At 71.9% G+C, this 19,841-nt stretch carries 18 protein-coding genes; 5 read left to right on the forward strand and 13 right to left on the reverse strand.

Annotation, left to right across the window (positions count from 1 at the left end; genetic code table 11):
- The first annotated feature begins 4 nt into the window (after positions 1-4).
- Positions 5-757 carry a Mut7-C RNAse domain-containing protein gene (locus HNR40_RS28290; protein ID WP_184966574.1) on the forward strand — a complete coding sequence of 251 codons (753 nt, stop codon included), beginning with the start codon at positions 5-7 and terminating at the stop codon, positions 755-757.
- Here HNR40_RS28290 and HNR40_RS28295 read toward each other — a convergent pair.
- Entirely contained in the window at positions 713-4,177 is a 3,465-nt protein-coding gene (locus HNR40_RS28295; protein ID WP_184966577.1) for a serine/threonine-protein kinase, read from the reverse strand. The genes HNR40_RS28290 and HNR40_RS28295 overlap by 45 nt on opposite strands.
- Before the next feature lie 58 nt (positions 4,178-4,235).
- On the opposite strand from HNR40_RS28295, the gene HNR40_RS28300 reads away from it, so the two are divergent.
- Positions 4,236-6,785: an AfsR/SARP family transcriptional regulator gene (locus tag HNR40_RS28300; protein ID WP_184966578.1), complete on the forward strand. Its 2,550-nt coding sequence runs from the start codon at positions 4,236-4,238 to the stop codon at positions 6,783-6,785.
- A gap of 89 nt (positions 6,786-6,874) precedes the next feature.
- Positions 6,875-8,419, forward strand: coding sequence for an endonuclease/exonuclease/phosphatase family protein (locus HNR40_RS28305; protein WP_184966580.1), 1,545 nt, complete (start codon positions 6,875-6,877; stop codon positions 8,417-8,419).
- A 101-nt stretch (positions 8,420-8,520) separates the two neighbouring features.
- Here HNR40_RS28305 and HNR40_RS28310 read toward each other — a convergent pair whose 3' ends face one another.
- The 9 genes from HNR40_RS28310 to HNR40_RS28350 all read right to left on the reverse strand — a co-directional run bounded on the left by HNR40_RS28310 (position 8,521) and on the right by HNR40_RS28350 (position 15,383).
- Positions 8,521-9,006, reverse strand: a complete 486-nt coding sequence (locus tag HNR40_RS28310; RefSeq protein WP_184966581.1) for a hypothetical protein — start codon at positions 9,004-9,006, stop codon at positions 8,521-8,523.
- Positions 9,007-9,058: 52 nt separating this feature from the next.
- Positions 9,059-9,967: a GTPase Era gene (gene era, locus HNR40_RS28315; RefSeq protein ID WP_312896539.1), complete on the reverse strand. Its 909-nt coding sequence runs from the start codon at positions 9,965-9,967 to the stop codon at positions 9,059-9,061.
- A gap of 18 nt (positions 9,968-9,985) precedes the next feature.
- Positions 9,986-10,465 (reverse strand): NUDIX domain-containing protein, encoded by a 480-nt coding sequence (locus tag HNR40_RS28320; RefSeq protein ID WP_184966582.1) that lies wholly within the window; start codon positions 10,463-10,465, stop codon positions 9,986-9,988.
- A 1-nt stretch (position 10,466) separates the two neighbouring features.
- The gene (locus tag HNR40_RS28325; RefSeq protein WP_184966584.1) at positions 10,467-10,784 is read right to left on the reverse strand and encodes a cytidine deaminase-like protein; all 318 of its coding nucleotides are present in this window, start codon (positions 10,782-10,784) and stop codon (positions 10,467-10,469) included.
- Between the two features lie 11 nt (positions 10,785-10,795).
- Positions 10,796-11,428 (reverse strand): hypothetical protein, encoded by a 633-nt coding sequence (locus tag HNR40_RS28330; protein WP_184966585.1) that lies wholly within the window; start codon positions 11,426-11,428, stop codon positions 10,796-10,798.
- Between the two features lie 663 nt (positions 11,429-12,091).
- A complete protein-coding gene (locus HNR40_RS28335; RefSeq protein ID WP_184966588.1) occupies positions 12,092-13,381 on the reverse strand; it encodes a hemolysin family protein in 1,290 nt (429 codons plus the stop codon).
- Positions 13,378-13,854, reverse strand: coding sequence for an rRNA maturation RNase YbeY (ybeY, locus tag HNR40_RS28340; protein ID WP_184966590.1), 477 nt, complete (start codon positions 13,852-13,854; stop codon positions 13,378-13,380). The genes HNR40_RS28335 and ybeY overlap by 4 nt, the downstream gene beginning before the upstream one ends.
- 46 nt (positions 13,855-13,900) lie before the next feature.
- Entirely contained in the window at positions 13,901-14,941 is a 1,041-nt protein-coding gene (locus HNR40_RS28345; RefSeq protein WP_184966592.1) for a PhoH family protein, read from the reverse strand.
- A gap of 97 nt (positions 14,942-15,038) precedes the next feature.
- Positions 15,039-15,383 carry a histidine triad nucleotide-binding protein gene (locus HNR40_RS28350; RefSeq protein ID WP_184966593.1) on the reverse strand — a complete coding sequence of 115 codons (345 nt, stop codon included), beginning with the start codon at positions 15,381-15,383 and terminating at the stop codon, positions 15,039-15,041.
- A gap of 241 nt (positions 15,384-15,624) precedes the next feature.
- Here HNR40_RS28350 and HNR40_RS28355 point away from each other — a divergent pair, with 241 nt between their 5' ends.
- Positions 15,625-16,170, forward strand: a complete 546-nt coding sequence (locus HNR40_RS28355; protein ID WP_184967323.1) for a SigE family RNA polymerase sigma factor — start codon at positions 15,625-15,627, stop codon at positions 16,168-16,170.
- A complete protein-coding gene (locus tag HNR40_RS28360; RefSeq protein WP_184966594.1) occupies positions 16,167-16,811 on the forward strand; it encodes a hypothetical protein in 645 nt (214 codons plus the stop codon). The genes HNR40_RS28355 and HNR40_RS28360 overlap by 4 nt, the downstream gene beginning before the upstream one ends.
- A 4-nt stretch (positions 16,812-16,815) precedes the next feature.
- Here HNR40_RS28360 and HNR40_RS28365 read toward each other — a convergent pair whose 3' ends face one another.
- Genes HNR40_RS28365 through hrcA form a run of 3 tightly spaced genes read right to left on the reverse strand, consistent with a single transcriptional unit; the run spans position 16,816 to position 19,740 of the window.
- A complete protein-coding gene (locus tag HNR40_RS28365; RefSeq protein ID WP_184966595.1) occupies positions 16,816-17,547 on the reverse strand; it encodes a 16S rRNA (uracil(1498)-N(3))-methyltransferase in 732 nt (243 codons plus the stop codon).
- A 28-nt stretch (positions 17,548-17,575) separates the two neighbouring features.
- The gene (dnaJ, locus tag HNR40_RS28370; RefSeq protein WP_184966597.1) at positions 17,576-18,715 is read right to left on the reverse strand and encodes a molecular chaperone DnaJ; all 1,140 of its coding nucleotides are present in this window, start codon (positions 18,713-18,715) and stop codon (positions 17,576-17,578) included.
- Positions 18,716-18,726: 11 nt separating this feature from the next.
- A complete protein-coding gene (gene hrcA / locus HNR40_RS28375; protein WP_184966599.1) occupies positions 18,727-19,740 on the reverse strand; it encodes a heat-inducible transcriptional repressor HrcA in 1,014 nt (337 codons plus the stop codon).
- Positions 19,741-19,841 lie beyond the last annotated feature (101 nt).

The raw sequence follows: 19,841 nt of genomic DNA on the forward strand, positions 1-19,841 counted from the left end.
CCGTGTGGACGAGACGGACATACGCCTGCGCATCGCCCCCGAGCTGCGGCTCTTCCTGCCCGCGAGCCGCCGCCAGGAGTGTCAGCGGGCCCAGGCGGACCGCACGTCCACGCTGGGCCACGTGGTGGAGTCCCTGGGCATCCCGCTGACCGAAGTGGGCCCGATGACGGTGGCCGGCGCCGGCGTGGGCCCCGCCTACCAGCCGTGCGGCGGCGACGTCGTGGACGTGGCCCCGGTCCCCAGGCCCCAGCCGCTGTCGGCGGAGCCGCGCTTCCTCCTCGACGTCCACCTGGGCACGCTGGCCAGACGGCTGCGGCTGCTCGGCATCGACACCGCGTACCACAACGACATGGACGACCCGGCGCTGGTGGTCCAGGCCAACGCCGAGCGCCGCGTGCTCCTCACCCAGGATCGCGGGCTGCTGCGCCGCCGGGCGCTGTGGCTGGGCGCGTACGTGCGGGGCGCCAAGGCCGACCTCCAGCTCAGCGACCTCCTGGATCGCTTCGCCCCGCCGCTGCGTCCCTGGACCCGGTGCACCGCCTGCAACGGCGTGCTGGCCGAGGTGCCGAAGAGCGAGGTGGCCAGCGCCCTGCGTGACGGCACCCGGCGCAGCTACGACGCGTACGGCCGGTGCCGCGAGTGCGGCCAGGTGTACTGGCGCGGCGCGCACAGCGACCACCTGGAGCGGATCGTCACGCGTGCGCAGGACGCCCTAACCGGCATCGGGGCACACGGGGAAGGGTTCCGCCTCGGGTAGGTAGTGGCTCCATTCCTGGCTGGTGAGCGCCCTTCCGGCGGCTTGGCAGGCTGACTTCGCGAGACGTACCGGGTCGAGTGGATGGGTGCGCAGCACTCCCTCGGGCGTGGCGCTGAGGAGTGTCCTGCCGTCCTCGGCGAACGCGATCGCCGCGCCCTCCATGAACCCGTACTCGGTCATCCCGTCGAACACGGTCCCGAGCGCCTGCCGGGAACCGATGTCCCACAGCCGGATCTGGTCGCCGAAGCCGTAGGCGGCGAGCATGGTGCCGTCCCGCGACCAGGCCAGACGGGTGGCCTCGAAGCCCGGCGGCACCGGCAGGTCGTCGATCCTGGCCGTCAGCCGGGCGTCCCACAGCACGAGGCGGCCGGCCATCCAGACGGCCAGGTACCGTCCGTCCGGGCTGAAGTCGTAGACCTGCAGCGACGTGCCCAGCATTCTCGGGCGGGCCAGCCGTGCTCCCTTGACCGGGTCGATCAGTGCCGTGGCGGTCATCAGGACGCGCCCGTCGGGACGCCAGGCGGTGACGCCCTCGCTCTCGACGTCCGCGGCTCGGGACGAGCCGCTCCGGAGGTCGCGCAGCTCAAGGGGCAGCGCCCCGTCGATCCCGCCGGTGGCGATGGCGAGGGTCCGGTCGTCGGGGCTGAACTCCAGGCCGTAGATCGAGCTCGCCTTCGGGTTCGCGGGCCGGAAGGAGGTGAGCTTCGTCCCCGTGCCGGTGTCGATCAGCAGCACGCCGTCGTCCGTGCCCACGGCCAGGCGGCGGCCGGTGGGGTCGAAGGCCAGTTTGCCCTGGAGCATGGGGTCGCCCCAGGCGATGGGGACGCCCACCGGGCGACCGCGTGCCACGTCCCACAGCCGCACCTCACCCCGCGCGAAGGTGGCGAGCAGGCGGCCGCCCGGGGCGAACTCGCCGGTGCCCAGCGAGTCTCCGCTGACGACGGGCTTGTCGAGGAGGGCGGCCAGGCCGACCGTGTGGATCACGCCACCGTTCATCACCAGGCGGATGGCCCGGTCGCCCGGGTCGGGGCGGACGGACTCCAGGTCCGATGACATCTCCATCCGGAGGATCTGCTGACCGTCCGAGCGCCGCTGCACCACCGTGTCGCCCAGAAGGTCCCAGTGGGCGATCAGCTCGTCGCCGAAGCCGAAGGTGAGCGTGCGGGCGACCCCATCGGGGATCACGCTGCGGCGCGTGCCGCCCGACTTGAGGTCGCGCACCTCAAGCCGGCGTTCGGCGCCCTTCGACAGCTCCTGCGCGTACGCCAGCCACCGGCCGTCCCCGCTGATCTCGACGCTCTCGACGTCTTCCGCCCGCGGCAGGCCCGGCAGGCCGATCCGACGGTTCGCGCGCAGGTCCCAGAGCTCGACCTTGCCACGCCGCGGTGTCACCACCCCGCGGTCGCCCTGGTCGTCGACCGCGTACAGGTCCGCGCGCAGCGCCTTCCTGTCCTTCACCGTCCACCAGCGCCGCCCGCCCTCGGCGTCGGGTACGGCGAGCAGCCGCCCGCCGGCGTCGAAGGCCAGCTCGCCCGGGTCTGTGGCGTCCAGCCCCGTCGCGAACGCGGCGCCGATCGGCCGGCCGGACGCGACGTCCCACAGCCTCACCGCACGGTCGTCCTGGAGCGCCAGGATTTTCCCGTCGGCCGTGATCGCGGCCTTCCCGGCGGCCCCGACGCCGGTGAACTGCCTGAGCTGACGGTGTGCCCGCACGTCCCACAACCGCGCCTGCCCGCTCTGCACCGCGACGAGCAGGCGGCCGTCCCGGCTTGTCGCGTACACCACGTCGGGCGCGGCGTCGGGGTCGGTGAAGGTGTCGGTGAACCGCTGCGAGCGCGAGTCGATCAGCGCGACCCTGGTCTCCGGGATGCCGGGATCCAGCCGGTACGCCGCCACGCTCAGCAGCATGGCCAGCTTCGGGTCGTTCACCCGCAGCCCGGCGGCGCGCAGGGCCAGCGCGCGGGCGGTGGCGGCGTCGCGCTGGGCCGCGACCTCCGTCCTGCGGTACTCGGCAAGGGCCAGACCGCCCAGGGCCAGGACGAGGAGCACGGCCATCGCGCCGGCCAGCATCGCGCGCAGCCGTACCCGGCGGCGGGAGCGGGCGGTGGCGGCGTCCAGGAACTCGCGTTCCAGCCGCACCAGCGTCAGGTCCTTGCGCTCGGCCGCCGCCCAGCGCAGGGTGCGGTCCAGGTGGGAGCCGTGCAGGAGGTCGGCGGGCTTCCTGCCGTGGCCGTCCCAGAAGAGCGCCGCCTCGGCCAGCCGGCGCTGCACGGGCAGACCCTCGCGGTTGTCGGCCACCCAATCGCGCAGCCTGGGCCAGGCCTGCACGAGTCCTGGCCTGGCCAGCGCGTAGGTGTCCGCGCCGGGCGCTGAGACCAGTCCCGACGCGGTGAACAGCGCGAGCAGGCCGTCGACCGCCTCCTCCTCGGGCAGTTCGGCGCGGGTGACCTCCCTGACGCTCTCGCCGTCGGCCATGCGCAGGAACACCTCGGGCGCGGCTGCCCGTTCGCGTTCCGACAGCTCGCCGTACAGCTCCTCGGCGGCCGCGCCCAGGCCGGGCTCGGCGGCGGGACCGGCGAGCGTGGCGGCGAGCGCCCCGCCGCGGGCGAGCGCCGCGTCCCCCTCGCCCGCGTCGTCACCGTCCGGCAACCCCAGCAGTGCCAGCAGTACGGCCCGCGCCCCCGGCCGCCGCCCCGGTTCCTGGGCCAGCGCCGCGGCCACCAGCGGCCCGAGCGGCTCCGGCAGCCCCTCCACGTCGGCCCGGTACCCGAGCACCTCCGACACCACCGCGACCGGATCGCCCGGCTCGACCGCGTCCGCCCCGCGCGCCGCGAACAGCACGACCAGCCCCCACGACCACAGGTCGGCCGCCGCGCCGGCCCCGCGCCCGGAGAACAGCTCGGGCGCCATGTAGTTCGGCGTCCCCATCACCGGCCCGGTCGTGGTGGGCCCGGCCTCCCGCGCCACCCCGAAGTCGATCACCCTCGGCCCGTCCGGCCCCAGGATGATGTTGTCCGGCTTGAGGTCGCGGTGCACGACGCCGGCCCGGTGGATGGCGGCCAGCGCGGTCGCCACGCCGACGGCCAGCCGGTGCAGCCCCTCCCCCGCGTACGGGCCGACCTCCGCGACCACCTCCCGCAGCGTCCGACCCGGCACGAACTCGCTGACGACGTACGGCACGCCGAGATCCACCTCGACCACCCGGGCGGTGCAGAAGGCCGCCACCCGCCGCGCCGCGTCCGCCTCCTTGCCCAGCCGCCGGCGGGACTCGGGCGAGTCGGCTCGCGGTACCTTGATGGCGACCCGCTCTCCGTCGGGCCCGTAGGCGTCGTAGACCACCCCCTGCCCGCCCGCGCCGAGCCGGCCCGCCAGCCAGTAGCCGCCGAGCCGGTGTGGGTCAGAAGGAGTCAGCGCCGCCATCAGATATGAAATTCTGTGCCCATAAAAGATCACAGACGCCTGGATTGCGGGAAATAGCGTGGAATTTCGGATCATGGGGCCGCTAGAGGTGCGTCACGACGGGGAGGACCGCACCCCCACCGCGCCCAAGCACCGCGACCTGCTGACCATGTTCGTGCTCAACGCCCGCCGCCCGCTGAGCCTCGGACGGCTGCGCCACCTGTTATGGCCCCGCGAGGGCGACGACCGCTCCGACTCGCTGGTCCGCGGCTACATCGGCCACCTGCGCCAGCTCCTCGGCAAGGACGTGATCACCACGGTCTCCGGCACCTACACGCTGGCCGTGGAGGAGGAGCAGCTCGACGTCAACCGGTTCAGGAGCCTGGTCGAGCAGGGCGGCTACGACGAGGCGCTGACGCTGTGGCGCGGCCAGGCGCTGGAGGACGTCGACCCCGACGGCTCGCGCTGGCTGGAGACCGGACGGCTGCGCGAGGAGCTGGAGGAGCTGCGCCTGCTGGCCATCGAGCGCAGAACCCAGCGGGCCCTCGACGCCGGACGGCACCGGGACATCCTCGCCGAACTACGCGGCCTGGTCACCAGGCACCCGCTCTGGCAGCGCTTCCGCGGGCAGTACATGCTGGCCCTCTACCGCAGCGGCCGGCGCGTGGACGCCCTGGCCGCCTACGCGGCGCTGCGCGATGAGCTCGACGGCGGCCACGCCATCGAACCCGACCCCGACCTGCAGCTGCTCTACCACCGCATGCTGCACGACGACGTCTCCCTGCACGTCTCCGCCGGGCCGCCGGTGCTGCTGCCGCGCGACGTGGCCGACTTCACCGGCCGGGGCGAACTGCTGGAAGAGGTGGTCGGGGACCAGGTGGTCGTCCACGGCCAGGCGGGGACGGGCAAGTCGGCGCTGGCCGTGCACGCGGCATGGCAGCAGCGCGCCAGCTTCCCCGACGGCATCCTCTACGCCGACCTGCGCGAGAACGGCGACCCCGCCGCGGTGCTGGAGGACTTCCTGCGCTGGCTCGGCTGCCCCGCCCAGGCCGTCCCCGACTCGCCGGAGAGCCGCGAGCGGCTGCTGCGCGCCTACGCGGCCGGCCGCCGCCTGCTGGTCCTGCTCGACAACGCCACCGACGAGGAGCAGGTACGCCCGCTGCTGACCTCCTCCCCCACGATCATCACCAGCCGGTCGGCGCTGGCCGGCCTGCCCGGCGCCAGGCGGCTGCCGGTCGGCGTGCTCGGCGCCGAGGAGTCGCTGGAACTGCTGACCAGAAGCTCGGGCCGCGAGCCCGGCGAGGCGCTGGTCCGGCTGGCCCGCTTCTGCGGCGGGCTGCCGCTCGCGCTGCGCGTGGCCGGATCCCGGCTGGCCGCCCGGCCCGCCTGGACCGCCGACTACCTCGTCGGCCTGCTGGAGGACGAGCACCGGCGGCTCGACGGCCTGCACGCCGGCGACCAGACCGTGCGCAGCGCCTTCGCCATCGGCTACGACAGCCTGCCGGAGGAGGCCCGGCGGACGCTGCGCGGGCTCGGCGCGCTGTCGGCGCCCGACGTCGGCGACTGGGTGGCCGAGGTCTTCGGCGGCCAGGCCGAGGCGCTGGTGGAGGCGGGCCTGCTGGAGGCTTACACGGTGGACGTGGCCGGGCAGGTCCGCTACCGCACGCACGAGCTGGTCCGGCTGTTCGCCCGCGAGCAGCCGGACCCGCCGGGGCTGTCCGCGCTGGTCACGCTGGCGCTGGCCAGGGTGCGGGTCTCCCGCTTCCCGCTGGTCTCCGGCGATCCCGCGGCCGCCTTCGCCACCCGCGAGATCAAGGAGTCGGTGCGGTGGCTGGCCGCCGAACGCGGCTTCCTCGTCGCCCTGACCGGCGACCTGTGGCGGGCCGGGCTGGACGCCGACTGCTGGCGGCTCGCGCACCTGCTGACGCCGTTCCTGGAACGCCACCGCCATCTGGACGACTGGCGTACCATCCTGGCCCACGCCCTGCCCGCCGCCCAGGCCACCGGCGACCCGCGGGCCGAGGCCCTGATCCTGCGCGACGAGGGCGACCTGCTCCTCGCCGAGCACCGGTGGCAGGAGGCGCACGAACGCCTCCGCCTGGCCCTGGGCCTGTTCCACCGCACGGGCTCGGTGCGCGACGCCCACCACACCCGCCGCCGCCTGGCCCGCGCCCACCTGGAACTGGACCGCCCGCAGGACGCCGAACGCCTGCTGACCACCTGCCTGGAGGCGGCCGAGGACGAGCGCGAGCGCGCCGACACCCTGCTCGTCCTCGGCGAGGTGCTGCGCCGCGCGGGCCGCCCGGAGGAGGCCGCCGCACACCTGACCGCCGCCGCCGAACACCTCGCCGGCCTCGGCGACCGCCACCGCCGCACCGACGCGCTGCTCGCCCTCTCCTCGGTACGGCTGGCGCAGCACGACGTCCCGTCCGCCCGCGACGCCGCGGAAGAGGCCAGGAGCATCGCCCTGCGACTCGGCGACCGCCTGCTCGACGCCGCGGCGCTGACGGCCCTGGCCGAGGTCAACACGGCCGAGGGCGCCACCGGCCGCGCGGCCGAGCTGACCGCCCAGGCCCGTCACATCCTGAGCGAGCTTGTCCAGACAGGTGCTCCACTTGTCCACCCTTGACCAGGGTGGATACTCGTCAGACTGCGTACATCTGAGCTTTACTTTGCCAGTGGATGCTCTCTTCGGACAGCCAGCCACAAGGAGCCCCGATGCGTCTACTCCCCCTGTTAGCCGCCGCCCTCCTCGCGATGACCGCCGTGACCGTGCCCGCCCACGCCGCCGTACCCGACGGCACGCTCGCCCTCGAATCGAGCGCCGTGCGGGCCGGCGAGCCGATCAGGCTCTCCTACTCCACGCCCCGCCCGAACGCCACCAACTGGGTCGGCCTCTACACCGAACCCGGCAACGGCCCCGTCGCCGAGCAGTTCGTCGGCCCGTCGCTCAAGTGGGTCTACACCCCCAGCGCCAACGGCACCGCCACCCTGCCCACCCAGGGCCTGGAGCCCGGCGAGTACGTCGTCTACTACCTCGCCCAGGACGGCTACGCCTGGCTGGCCCGGCCCGCCCGGCTCAGGCTGGTCAGCTCCACCGCCCTGCGCTTCGTCACCTCGCCCTTCACGCTGCGCAACGGACGGGCCGGCACGCCGTACGGTGCGAGCGTCACAGGACTGGTGAAAGGCGACACGAGCGGACTGACCTTCACCAAGAAGGCGGGCGCGGCGTGGATCGCCGTCGCCGCCGACGGCCGGATCAGCGGCACCCCCACCGCTGCCGGAACCTCCGCGCTCACCGTCGAGGCGCGCAACACGGCCGGGCAGACGAGCACGGCCTCGGTCTCGATCCGGGTACGCGGCGCGAGCGAGACGCTGGTGCCCCGGCTGAAGGCGATGAGCTGGAACCTGTGGCACGGCGGCAGCCAGATCTCCGGCGGCCGGGAGAAGCAACTGCGCTTCCTGCTGGACCGCGACGTGGACGTGGTCGGGCTGCAGGAGACGTCCTCGACCTCGGCGCAGGAGCTCGCCCAGGCGCTCGGCTGGGACCACTTCCAGGCCGGCGCCGACCTGGGCATCATCAGCCGCTACCCGATCACCGCGCGCGGCCCGCTGCCGTCGCAGTCCGGCCTGGCCGGCATCTACGCCCGCGTCCGCCTCGACGAGCGCACCGGCCGCGAACTGGTCCTGTGGAACGCCCACCTCGGCTACACCCCCTACGGCCCCTACGACGGCTGCTTCTCCAACCGCACCACCCAGCAGTTGCTCACCCGCGAGGCGGACTCCGGCCGCACCGGCCAGATCCAGGCGATCGTCCAGGCCATGGGCGGCCACCTGCAGGCCGCCGGGACCCACCCCGTGCTCCTGACCGGCGACTTCAACGCCCCCTCGCACCTCGACTACACCACCGCGGCGGCGTCGTCGCACTGCGGGCGCTCCGGCATCCCGTGGCCGACCTCGAAGGTCCCCGAGCAGGCCGGGCTCAAGGACTCCTACCGCGTCGCCCGCCCCAACCCGGTCACCGCGCCCGGCAACACGTGGTCGCCCGTCTACAAGACCTTCACCGGCGGCTACGGCTACGACCACCGCATCGGCGACCCCGAGCCGCAGGACCGCATCGACTTCGTCCACTACGCGGGCGGGCTGAGCGTCGAGTCCTCCGACGCGGTCGTCGCCGGGACCCCGGCCCCGCACCCCGGCCACGGCGGCAACGAGTGGACCTCCGACCACGCCGCCGTCCTGACCACGTTCACCGTCTCCTGACCGAATGGCCGTCATGCCCGGCACCCGCTGTCCCCAGGGGTCCGGGCATGCGGCTCACCGGCGCTACAGCCTTCTAGGCTCCGGCCTGCGGCTCTTCGGTCTTAGTTGCGGCGTGGGAGCAGGGACAGGACGGCGAAGACCACGACGGCCAGCGCGCTGCCCAGGGCGGCGAACCACCCGTACTGCAGCACCGGCTCGATGGCCAGGAAACCGCCCAGGTCAACCGAGATCCGATCGCCCGCGCCCCGAGGGTCGGCCACGAACAGCACCAAAACGGCCGCGGCCACCCCGCCGGGGATCGCCGCCAGCCCGGCCCACGGCCGGCGTCCCGTCATCAGCCCGGCCACCCCGAACGCGCCCGCGACCAGCCCGGCGATCAGGGTGTAGACGCCGAAGCCGTCGTCGATGCCGCGCACCGTCCTGACGACGCCCGCGCCGATCAGGTCGCTGCGCGCCGAGAGCCCCGCCCAGGGCAGGATCGCGCAGACCACCAGCAGCGCCCCGGCCGCGACGACGGCGAGCGCGTAGCCCCTGCGTGTCTTGCGTTCCGGCCGGCCCGACACCCGCGGCGAAAGGTAGTCGCCCACCCGATCACCATAAGCCCGCCCGGCGTCGCGCACCACAACCCCGCCGGTGAGGTCAGTCGAAGAAGCCCAGCCTGCGCAGCTGCTTCGGGTCGCGCTGCCAGTCCTTGGCGACGCTGATGCGCAGGTCGAGGTAGACGCGGGTGCCGAGCAGCGCCTCGATCTGCTTGCGGGCCCTGGTGCCCACGTCTCGCAGCCGTTCACCCTTGTGCCCGATGATGATGGCCTTCTGCGAGGGGCGCTCCACGAACAGGTGCGCGTAGATGTCCAGCAGGTCGTCGCGGCCCTCGCGGGGCAGCATCTCGTCGACCACGACGGCGATCGAGTGGGGCAGCTCGTCGCGTACCCCCTCCAGCGCCGCCTCCCTGATCAGCTCGCCGACCAGGACCTGCTCGGGCTCGTCGGTGAGGCGGCCGTCCTCATACAGCGGCGGCGACTCGGGCATGTGCCGGACGAGCACGTCGGCCAGCGTGCCGAGGTTGTCGCCGGAGGTCGCGGAGACCGGGACGATGTCGGCGAACTCCCCCAGCTCCGAGACGGCCAGCAGCTGCTCGGCGATCTGCTCCTTGGAGGCCAGGTCGCACTTGGTGACCACGGCCACGACGGGCGTCTTCTTCACCGCGGCGAGCTTCTCGGCGATGAAACGGTCGCCCTTGCCGATCGCGTCACCGGCGGGCACGCAGAAGCCGATGACGTCCACCTCGGTGAGCGTGGACAGCACCAGGCTGTCGAGGCGCTCGCCGAGCAGGGTGCGCGGGCGGTGCAGGCCCGGCGTGTCAACGATGATCAACTGGGCGTCGGGCCGGTGGACGATGCCCCGGATGACGCGCCGGGTGGTCTGCGGCTTGGACGAGGTGATGGCCACCTTGGTGCCGACCAGGGCGTTCATCAGCGTGGACTTGCCGACGTTCGGCCTCCCCACGAAGCAGGCGAAACCGGCGCGATGATTGTCTGGCGAAGTCACATAGTCGATTGTGGCCCATCAGGCACCATGCTGCCGCCACCAGGCATACGCGTCGGGCAGCACGTGCGGCGACCACGAGGTCATGTCGAGCGCGGCCATATCCTCGGGCGCGGCCCAGGTGAAGTCGTTGATCTCCTCGCCGTCCGGGGTGGGCGTGGCGGCTCCGGTGAGCACGCAGGCGTAGGCGGCGATGACGTAGGCGACCTCGTGGCCGTTGGGGTAGTGGGTGCGGAAGTCCGGCCCGCCGTACACGCCGATCAGGCCGCGCACCGAAGCCTCCACGGACAGTTCCTCGCGCAGCTCGCGCACGACGGCGTCTTCCGGGCGCTCGTCGGGGTCGACGCCGCCGCCGGGCGCCGCCCACTTCCCGACGTCGCCGTGGCGCGCGAGCAGCAGCCGCCCCTCCGCGTCGAACACGCACGCCGTCACCGAGGGCAGCACCAGCAACCGCCCGCCCACCACGGCCCTGAGCTCGGCCAGGAACGGCGACATCGCCATGTCAGCCCCTCAACCGGCCGTCGGGACCGGCCACGAGCAGCTTGCCGCCCAGCTCGCCGACCACCGCGGCGTCCGCCTCACTCGGGCCCTCGCCCTCGGTGACCAGCGCGGCGGCCTCCAGACTCCGCGCGCCGCTGGAGATCGCCATGGCCGCGGCGACCTGCACGGCCGAGAGCGTGAGCGCGTCGAGCGCGACGTTGGTGGCCGAGTAGGTGCGCCCGGTCTCATCGCGTACGGCGGCGCCTTCCCGCGAGCCGTTGCGCGCCCTGGCCGACCGGGCCAGCGTGATGATCTTGCTGTCTTCGGGATCGAGAGTCACGGAAGACTAGGTTAGGCCCTGGCCATCCCGAGCACCGACCGTGCGAGAAGCTCCGTTCGCTTCTGATCGACCCGCTTGAACCCGGTGTGCACCAGGGACACCAAAGTGTCCCCTTCACGGACAAGCAACACGTGCAGCGCGTACGGATACCCGTTGAGCCGCCCCGCCAGCTCCGCCGCCACCGCCTCGTCGCCCATGCCGCCGACCGGGAGCGTACGCAGCCGCAGATCGGTCCCGGCGCCGGCATTGACCGCCTGGCACTCGCGCAGCGCCTTGCCGAGGTCGTCGATGTGCCACTCCGCCTCGGTCCCGGCATACCGCGCCAGCGCCACCCCGGCCGTCTCCCCCAGCGCGTGGCCGGGATAGCTGGCCGCCGCCTGCGCGGTGAGCGCCCGCCGCGGCGCCTTCCCGGCCGCAGGATCGAGTACGGCACGGCAGTTCCGGTCACGGGCGGCGAACGGCACCTTCCACGCCTCCTGCGGCCGTGGCGAGAATCCGTCGGGCAGCTTGGGATCCTTGTTCAGGATCTCCCTGAGCCGCTCCTGCGCCCGCAGGTCGAGCTGCGCGTCGACGTTCTCGCCCGCGCACGCGGTCAGCCCCGCCATGAGCAGCGCGCCGACGATGATCCACACTCCGCGTTCCATGGTTCCCCCCGGAGTGCGATCTCCCCGGAACGCGAATGCGGCAATCCACCGGAGAAGCCAACAACCGGTCAGATGCCTATGGAAACGCTTAAGGGTGCTCTCGCCCGGTTTATCGGACGAGAACACCCTTTACGCCGAGCAACGTCGCGATCAGCTGACCGAGACGTTGCCGTCCCCCCAGGGGCTACCTCGCGCCGCGAACCCCACCCGGAGTCCGGATCACCCCTCTGCGACACCCACCGCACTGGGCGTCTGTGAATAGATTGCGGCACGTCGCTTGCATTTCGCTTGTAGAACACTTAATACGACTTTGTACGACTTCCCGCCGCCTCCCACCTGCGAAAACCCCACCAAACCCCCGCCGGGCACCCACCCCCAGCCCAGCAACACGCGACCCCCAGGGCACACCCCGATCCCCGAGAGCCACCCCCCGCCCGGCCAACCCCCGGAGAGCTGAGCCGCCGAGGCAGGCGCTGCCGAGTCGGCCACACCAGGACGGCTCCCCGAGGCAGGCCCACGGCGAGCCCACACACCCGGCAGGTCACACGCCCCTCCTGGCGGCGTCCGTCAAGAGGCCGCAACCCGTCGGCGCCGCGCCAGGTGGTGGGGCTGGAGCACGAGGGCAGGCGGGCGGGCCGAAGCCCGTGCATGTGAGGGGTGGGGTCAATCCTGTTCGGCGGAGGCGGGGATGGGTTCGTCGGAGCCGGGGCCGGTGCGGCGTACCACCACCGTGCTGATGCGGTTGCGGCGGCCGGCCAGGCTTTCGGCGGTCAGTTCCAGCCCCGCCACCCGCGCCTGCGACCCGGCGATCGGAACCCGGCCCAGCGCGTGCGCCAGCAGCCCGCCCACCGTCTCGACGTCGTCCACCTCGATCTCGGTGTCGAACAGCTCGCCCAGCTCGTCCACCGGCATCCGCGCCGTCACCCGCATCGCGCCGTCGGGCATGGCCTCGACCCGGGGCGCCTCCTGGTCGTATTCGTCGGTGATCTCGCCGACGATCTCCTCCAGGACGTCCTCGATGGTGACCAGCCCGGCGGTCCCGCCGTACTCGTCGATGACGACGGCCAGGTGGATCTGGCGCGCCTGCATCTCGCGCAGGAGCTGGTCGATCGGCTTGCTCTCCGGCACGTACGTGGCCGGCCGCATGATGGACTCGACCTTCTCCGTGCCCTCGCCGCTCTCGTGCACGCGCCGGGTGATGTCCTTGAGGTACGCGATGCCGATCACGTCGTCCTCGTTCTCCCCCACGACCGGGATGCGCGAGAACCCGCTGCGCAGGTGGAGCGAGAGCGCCTGGTCGAGCGTCTTGCCGCGTTCGATGAACACCATGTCGGTGCGCGGCACCATGACCTCGCGCACCAGCGTGTCACCCAGCTCGAAGACCGAGTGGATCATCTCCCGCTCGTCCGGCTCGATGACCCGGCGTTCCTCGGCCAGGTCGACCAGGTCGCGCAGCTCGGCCTCGGAGGTGAACGGGCCCTCGCGGAAGCCCTTGCCGGGCGTGAGCGCGTTGCCGAGCAGGATGAGCAGCTTCGGCAGCGGACCGAAGATCTTGGTGAGGCCGTAGACGACGGGGGCGCCGGCCAGCGCGATCGGCTCCGCGTGCTGGCGGCCCAGCGTACGGGGAGAGACGCCGACGATCACGTAGCTGACCACGATCATGACGGCGGCGGCGCTCACGTACGCCCAGCCCTGATCGCCCTGAACGTCGATGAACAGCAACGTCACGATCACCGTGGCGACCAGCTCGCAGCTCAGCCTGAGCAGGAGCAGCAGGTTGAGCGAGCCGGACGGGTCGGTGACGATGTCCTGCAGGCGCTTGGAGCCCCTCCTGCCCTCGCGCACGAACTCCTCAGCCCGCACCCGGGAGATGCGGGTCAGCGCCGTCTCCGCACTGGCGATCAGGCCGGCGATCACCACGAGCAGGATGGCCAGAGGCAACCAGGCGTTCACCGCGGGGAGCGCACCTCTTTCCACGACGCGAGAAGCTGGGCCTGCAGCCCGAACATCTCCTTGTGCTCCTCAGGCTCGGCGTGGTCGTAGCCGAGCAGGTGGAGTATGCCGTGGGTGCACAGCAGCTCCAGCTCGTCGGCGGCGCTGTGACCGGCCTCGGCGGCCTGCCTGGCGGCGACGGGCGGGCACAGCACGACGTCGCCGAGCAGGCCGGGCTCGGCCGGGCTCTCGGAGTCGCCGCGGGCGCCGCCGCCGGGACGCAGCTCGTCCATCGGGAAGGCGAGCACGTCGGTGGGGCCCGGCTCGCCCATCCACTTCTCGTGGAGGTCGGCCATGGTGTTCTCGTCCACGATGAGGAGCGACAGCTCGGCGAGCGGGTGGATGCCCATCTCGCCGAGCACGTGGGTGGCGAGGGCGACGAGCGTCTCCTCGTCGACCGCGTCACCCGACTCGTTGTTGATCTCGATGCTCACGCGCCCTCCTTCGCCGGGCGCGTGAGCGCGAGATGCGGTAGCTCTCTCATCGCCTGGGCCCCCGCTGCTGCTGCTTGACCGACTTCAGCTCCTGCTGCTTCAGCACGTCGTAGCGGCCGTAGGCGTCGACGATGTCGCTGACGAGCCGGTGGCGCACCACGTCGACGCTGGTCAGCGTCGCGAAGTGGATGTCGCGGATGTCCGAGAGGATGCCCTGCACGACGCGCAGGCCGCTCTCGGTGCCGGAGGGGAGGTCGACCTGCGTGACGTCGCCCGTCACCACGATCTTGGAGCCGAAGCCCAGCCGGGTGAGGAACATCTTCATCTGCTCGGGCGAGGTGTTCTGCGCCTCGTCGAGGATGATGAAGGCGTCGTTGAGAGTACGGCCGCGCATGTACGCCAGCGGCGCGACCTCGATCGTGCCCGCGGCCATGAGCTTGGGGATCGTCTCGGGGTCGAGCATGTCGTGCAGCGCGTCGTAGAGCGGCCGGAGATAGGGGTCGATCTTCTCGTAGAGCGTGCCGGGCAGGAAGCCCAGCCGCTCCCCCGCCTCGACCGCCGGCCGGGTGAGGATGATCCGGTTGACCTTCTTCTCCTGAAGCGCGCGGACCGCCTTGGCCATGGCCAGGTAGGTCTTGCCGGTGCCGGCGGGGCCGATGCCGAACACGACCGTGTGCTTGTCGATGGCGTCGACGTAGCGCTTCTGATTGGCCGTCTTGGGGCGGATGGTCCGCCCCCTGGAGGACAGGATGTCGAGCGACAGCACCTCTGCGGGCCGCTCGGAGGTCATCTTCATCATCGCGATGCTCCGCTCGACGGCGTCGGGCGAGAGCTCGCCGCCGTTGCGCAGCACCTCGACCAGCTCCTCGAACAGGCGCACGACGGCGCCGCTCTCGTCGGGGGTCCCGGTGATGGTGATCTCGTTGCCCCGGACGTGGATGTCGGCCCGGAAGGCGCCCTCGATGACGCGCAGCAGCTCGTCACGGGAGCCCAGGAGGCTGACCATCGGGTATTCGTCCGGGATCAGCACCTTGGCCTGAGTGCGCGAGGGAGGTGCCGTGCGTCGGGATTCGTGTAGTTCGGACATGGGTCAGGCCCTCGGGCCTGATGCCTCCCGGTCTTAATTCGGGTGTACTTCTCTGGCCCCATCGTAGCCGGGAGTGGCCCGCGCGCTCGCGTCAATATCAGCCGGGAGGCCAGGTCAGGTTGCGCCCGCCGAGAACATGCGCGTGCACGTGGAAGACGGTCTGCCCCGCACCGGCTCCGGTATTGAACACAACGCGGTAGCCGGTTTCGGCCACCCCTTCCTGTACGGCGACCGCGTGGGCGGCCTTCAGCACGTCGTCGGCCAGCCCGTCGTCGGCCGTGGCCAGCGCCGCGGCGTCGGGGTGGTGCTCCTTGGGGATCACGAGCACGTGGGTGGGCGCCTGCGGATTGATGTCACGGAAGGCGAGAGTGCGGTCACCCTCGTGGACCACGTCGGCCGGGATCTCCTTGGCCACGATCTTGCAGAAGAGGCAGTCGGTCACGGCAGTACTGTAGCGATACGCCACTGATGCGGCCCGTTGCCAATCGGTAATCCCGCGTACCGTGCGCCGGAAGATCCGCGCGGTTAAGGTGTGTGTGCGACACTTCAGCACAAAAGACGATTCAGGCTCGGGCGAGGCCACCTGGCGAGGACACGACTGGGTAATGCACCCCAAGGAACCGGGAAAACCTCAAGAACCGGAAGAGCGTAAACCCGCAGGGAAGGCCGAGCGTCCCATTGATGTGACCACCGAAACCCTTCTGGCCGACAGGTCGCTGGGGGCGGTGCCGGTCGGATGGGACGCCGACGTGGCCGTTACCGCGCTGTACAGTGCGCACTTCCGGTCATTGGTTCGTCTCGCCGTGTTGCTCGTGCGCGACATAGCAACCGCGGAGGAAGTCGTGCAGGACGCGTTCGTCGCCATCCATGGCGCCTGGCGCAGACTGCGTGACCCCGACAAGGCACTCGCCTACCTGCGGCAGTCTGTCGTCAACCGGTCCCGTTCCGTTCTGCGTCACCGAGCCGTCGTGGAAAAGTACGCACCCAAGGGCCTTCCAGACGCCCCGAGCGCCGAGAACGGCGCCATCGGCGAGCTGGAGCGCTCCGCTGTCATCGAGGCATTACGCGCGCTGCCGACCCGGCAGAGAGAGGCCCTTGTCCTTCGCTACTACGGGGATCTGTCCGAGGCTGAGATCGCCCACGCCATGGGCATCAGCAAGGGCGCGGTCAAGAGCCACACCGCCCGTGGCATGGCCGCCTTGCGATCCGTCCTGGAGAAGATGTCATGACCCAGCCGCCCGACGAGTACGGCGACATTCTGCGCCGCGTGCTCCGCGCGGAGGCGGACGCGGTCGTACCGTCTCCGGAAGGTCTGGAGATCATCCGCGGCCGCATCGAGCGGCGGGGCGTGCGCAGCGTGTTGTGGTGGCGCATCGGCGCCGCCACGGTCAGTGCCGTACTGGTCGCGGGCACCGTCGTCATGGTGGTCCCCTCACTGCGGGAAAGGGTCATCACGCCCACGGAGGTCGAGCACGTCCGCGAAACCGACGCCCCGCCGGACAACTCCTCCACCAACCGCCCTCTGGAAAAGCCCAGCCCGAGCAGGTCGGAGCCGGCGATCCTGCCGGCCGACCCGACGCCGACGCCCACGTCGCCCGGGCAGGCCACCGAGTCGGCCAAGTCGACGGCGAAGCCGTCCCCGAGCAGCAGCGTCACCCCGACGCCGACGCCCTGCCCGTCCACTCAGGAAGAGGAGGCCGCGCCGCGCGAGGACTGCCCCACGGCGTCGGCCAGTCCCACGCCCACCACCGGCCCCACCGACACGCCCATCCCGTCCGGCAGTTGCCCGCCCGAGGAGTGCCCGCCGGACGACCCGCCCGCGCCGCCCACCGAACTGACGACGCCGCTGACCTCCAACCAGGTGAGCTGAGGTCTCACCAGCGCCCGGTGCGCGCCATCAGCACCGCCGCCGCGGCCACTCCCGCGGTCGAGGTCCGCAGCACCGTAGACCCCATCAGCGCCGGTACGGCTCCCGCCGCGACGAACCCGGCCAGCTCGCCTTCGGAGATCCCGCCCTCGGGCCCGACCACGAGCACGATCTCCCCATCGGCGGGCAGGCTCACCCGGGAAAGCGGCTCCACCGCCTCCTCGTGCAGCACGAGCGCCAGCGCCGCCCGCCCGAGCAACGCCTCCACCTGAGCGGTGGAGGCAAGATCGGCCACCTCGGCCTGGTGGAAGCGCCGCGCCTGCTTGCCCGCCTCCCGCGCGGTGGCGCGCCACTTGCCGAGCGCCTTGGCGACCTTGTCGCCCTTCCACTGGGTGATGCTGCGCGCGGCCGCCCAGGGCACGATGCGGTCGACGCCGGCCTCGGTCATCATCTCGACGGCCAGCTCGCCCCTGTCGCCCTTGGGCAGCCCCTGGACGACGACCACGCGCGGCGCGGGAGCCGGGACCTCGTAACGCTTGAGCACGTCGAGCTGCAGCCGGTCCTTGAGCGCCTCGCGCACGACGCACTCGGCCACCGCTCCGGCGCCGTCGGTGAGGTCGAGCCGCTCACCCGCCCGCAGCCGCCTGACGGCCGCCGCGTGGCGGCCCTCAGGGCCGTCGAGCACCGTCTCATCGCCGCCGAACGCCTCGCGCCCGGCCAGGAACACCGGAACGCTCATGGCCGCCCCCGCTCGCCGTACAAGGAAGTCAGCGGCCGTTGAACGCGTCTCGCAGGCGGGAGAAGAAGCCCTGCTGGCCCGGCGCGAACTTGCCGGGCGGGCGCTCCTCCCCGCGCAGCTTCGACAGCTCGCGCAGCAACTCTTCCTGGGCCGGGTCGAGGCGGCCCGGCGTCTCCACGTTGACGTGGATGAGCAGGTCGCCGCGGCCGGAGTCGTTGAGCCGCTGCACGCCGCGGCCGTACATGGAGATCACCTGCCCGGACTGCGTGCCGGGGCGGACGTCGACCTCCTCGGCGCCGTCGAGCGTCTCCACCGTCAGCACGGTGCCGAGGGCGGCGGCGGTCATCGGGATCTGGACGGTGCAGTGGAGGTCGTCTCCGCGCCGCTCGAAGATCTCGTGCGGCCGCTCGACGATCTCCAGGAAGAGGTCTCCGGGCGGGCCGCCGCCGGGGCCGACCTCGCCCTCACCGGCCAGCTGGATGTGGGTGCCGTCCTCGACGCCCGCGGGGATGCGGACCTTGATGGTACGGCGGGTGCGCACCCGGCCGTCGCCCGCGCACTCCTGGCAGGGATTGCGGATGATGGAGCCGAAGCCCTGGCACTGCGGGCACGGCCGCGAGGTCATGACCTGGCCCAGGAAGGACCGGGTGACCTGGGAGACCTCGCCCCTGCCGCCGCACATGTCACAGGTGTCGGGGTGGGTGCCGGGGGCCGCTCCGGCGCCCTGGCAGACCTCGCAGACCACGGCCGTGTCGACGACCAGCTCGCGCGTGGTGCCGAACGCCGTCTCGCGCAGGTCCAGCTCGACGCGGATGGTGGCGTTGCGTCCCCTTCTGGCCCGTGAGCGCGGGCCGCGCCCGCCGCCCGCCGTACCGAAGAAGGCGTCCATGATGTCGCTGAAGGGGAAGCCCGCCCCGAAACCGGCGGCTCCGCCGCCCGCGCCCGCGGTGGCGAAGGGGTCGGCGCCCAGGTCGTACATCTGGCGCTTCTGCGGGTCCGACAGCACCTCGTACGCCTGCGTGATCTCCTTGAAACGCTCCTGCGTCGCGGGATCGGGGTTCACGTCCGGGTGCAGCTCACGGGCCAGCCGGCGGTAGGCCTTCTTGACCTCGTCCTGACTGGCGTCACGGCGCACCCCGAGGGTGCTGTAGTAGTCGCTGTTTGCCACTTATCGACCTCTTAAGAAGCAGCCAGGATCTGGCTGACGTAGCGTGCCACTGCGCGCACGGCGCCCATGGTCACCGGGTAATCCATCCTCGTGGGGCCGAGGACGCCCAGCCGGGCCAGTTGCTTGTCGCCAGAACCGTATCCGGTGGCGACGATGGACGTGCCGTGGAGGTAGGGGTTTTCCGCTCCGATGCGCACGGTGAGCGCGGTCGGGGTGTCCGTTGTCGTCTCGCCGAGCAGGCGCATGAGCACCACCTGCTCCTCCAGCGCTTCGAGGACGTCGCGCAGGCCGATGGTGAAGTCGGCCCCGGCGAGGTTGGCCGCGCCGGCGAAAACAATCTTCTCGTCGTGCCGTTCGACGAGCGTCTCCAGCAGGACCGACAGAATCGTCGCGACGACCGGCCGGTCCTCCACCGGAAGCCGTTCCGGCAGATCGGCCACCAGGTCGGGCACGTCGGCCAGCCCGCACCCGTCGAGACAGGCGTTGAGCACGGCGCGCAGGTGCGCGATCCGGGGATCCTCGATGACCTCGGGCAGCTCGACGACGCGCTGCTCGACCCGGCCCGTGTTGGTGATCAGCACGAGCATGATCCGCCGCTCGCTGAGCGGCACGAGCTCGACGTGACGCACGCTGGAGCGCGTCAGCGTCGGATATTGCACCACCGCGACCTGCCTGGTCAGCTGCGCCAGCAGCCGCACCGTGCGGGTGACCACGTCGTCGAGGTCGACCGCGCCCGCCAGGAACGTCTCGATGGCCCTGCGTTCGGCCGTGGACAACGGCTTGATCTGCGAGAGCCGGTCGACGAAGAGCCGGTAGCCCTTGTCCGTCGGCACCCGGCCCGCGCTGGTGTGCGGCTGGGTGATGTAGCCCTCCTCCTCCAGCGCGGCCATGTCGTTGCGCACCGTGGCCGGGGAGACCTTGAGGTTGTGGCGCTCGGCCAGCGCCTTGGAGCCCACCGGTTCGTTGGTGGACACGTAGTCCTCGACAATGGCGCGGAGGACCGCGAGCTTCCTGTCGTCGAGCACGTGTGCACCTCCTACCTCTTCCCTTGGGAAACGCCAGGTCTGGCACTCGGTGTTCCCGAGTGCCAAGTGTACGGCTCTCGCCCACAAGGTGCGATAACCCA

The sequence above is a fragment of the Nonomuraea endophytica genome (assembly GCF_014203235.1).
GTDB classification, from domain to species: Bacteria; Actinomycetota; Actinomycetes; order Streptosporangiales; family Streptosporangiaceae; genus Nonomuraea; species Nonomuraea endophytica.

Coding starts and splice junctions, on each gene's coding strand:
- HNR40_RS28295 (WP_184966577.1), bottom strand. CDS start 4,177: ATGGCGGCGCTGACTCCTTCTGACCCACACCGGCTCGGCGGCTACTGG.
- HNR40_RS28305 (WP_184966580.1), top strand. CDS start 6,875: ATGCGTCTACTCCCCCTGTTAGCCGCCGCCCTCCTCGCGATGACCGCC.
- HNR40_RS28320 (WP_184966582.1), bottom strand. CDS start 10,465: ATGGCGATGTCGCCGTTCCTGGCCGAGCTCAGGGCCGTGGTGGGCGGG.
- HNR40_RS28330 (WP_184966585.1), bottom strand. CDS start 11,428: ATGGAACGCGGAGTGTGGATCATCGTCGGCGCGCTGCTCATGGCGGGG.
- HNR40_RS28345 (WP_184966592.1), bottom strand. CDS start 14,941: ATGTCCGAACTACACGAATCCCGACGCACGGCACCTCCCTCGCGCACT.
- HNR40_RS28360 (WP_184966594.1), top strand. CDS start 16,167: ATGACCCAGCCGCCCGACGAGTACGGCGACATTCTGCGCCGCGTGCTC.
- HNR40_RS28365 (WP_184966595.1), bottom strand. CDS start 17,547: ATGAGCGTTCCGGTGTTCCTGGCCGGGCGCGAGGCGTTCGGCGGCGAT.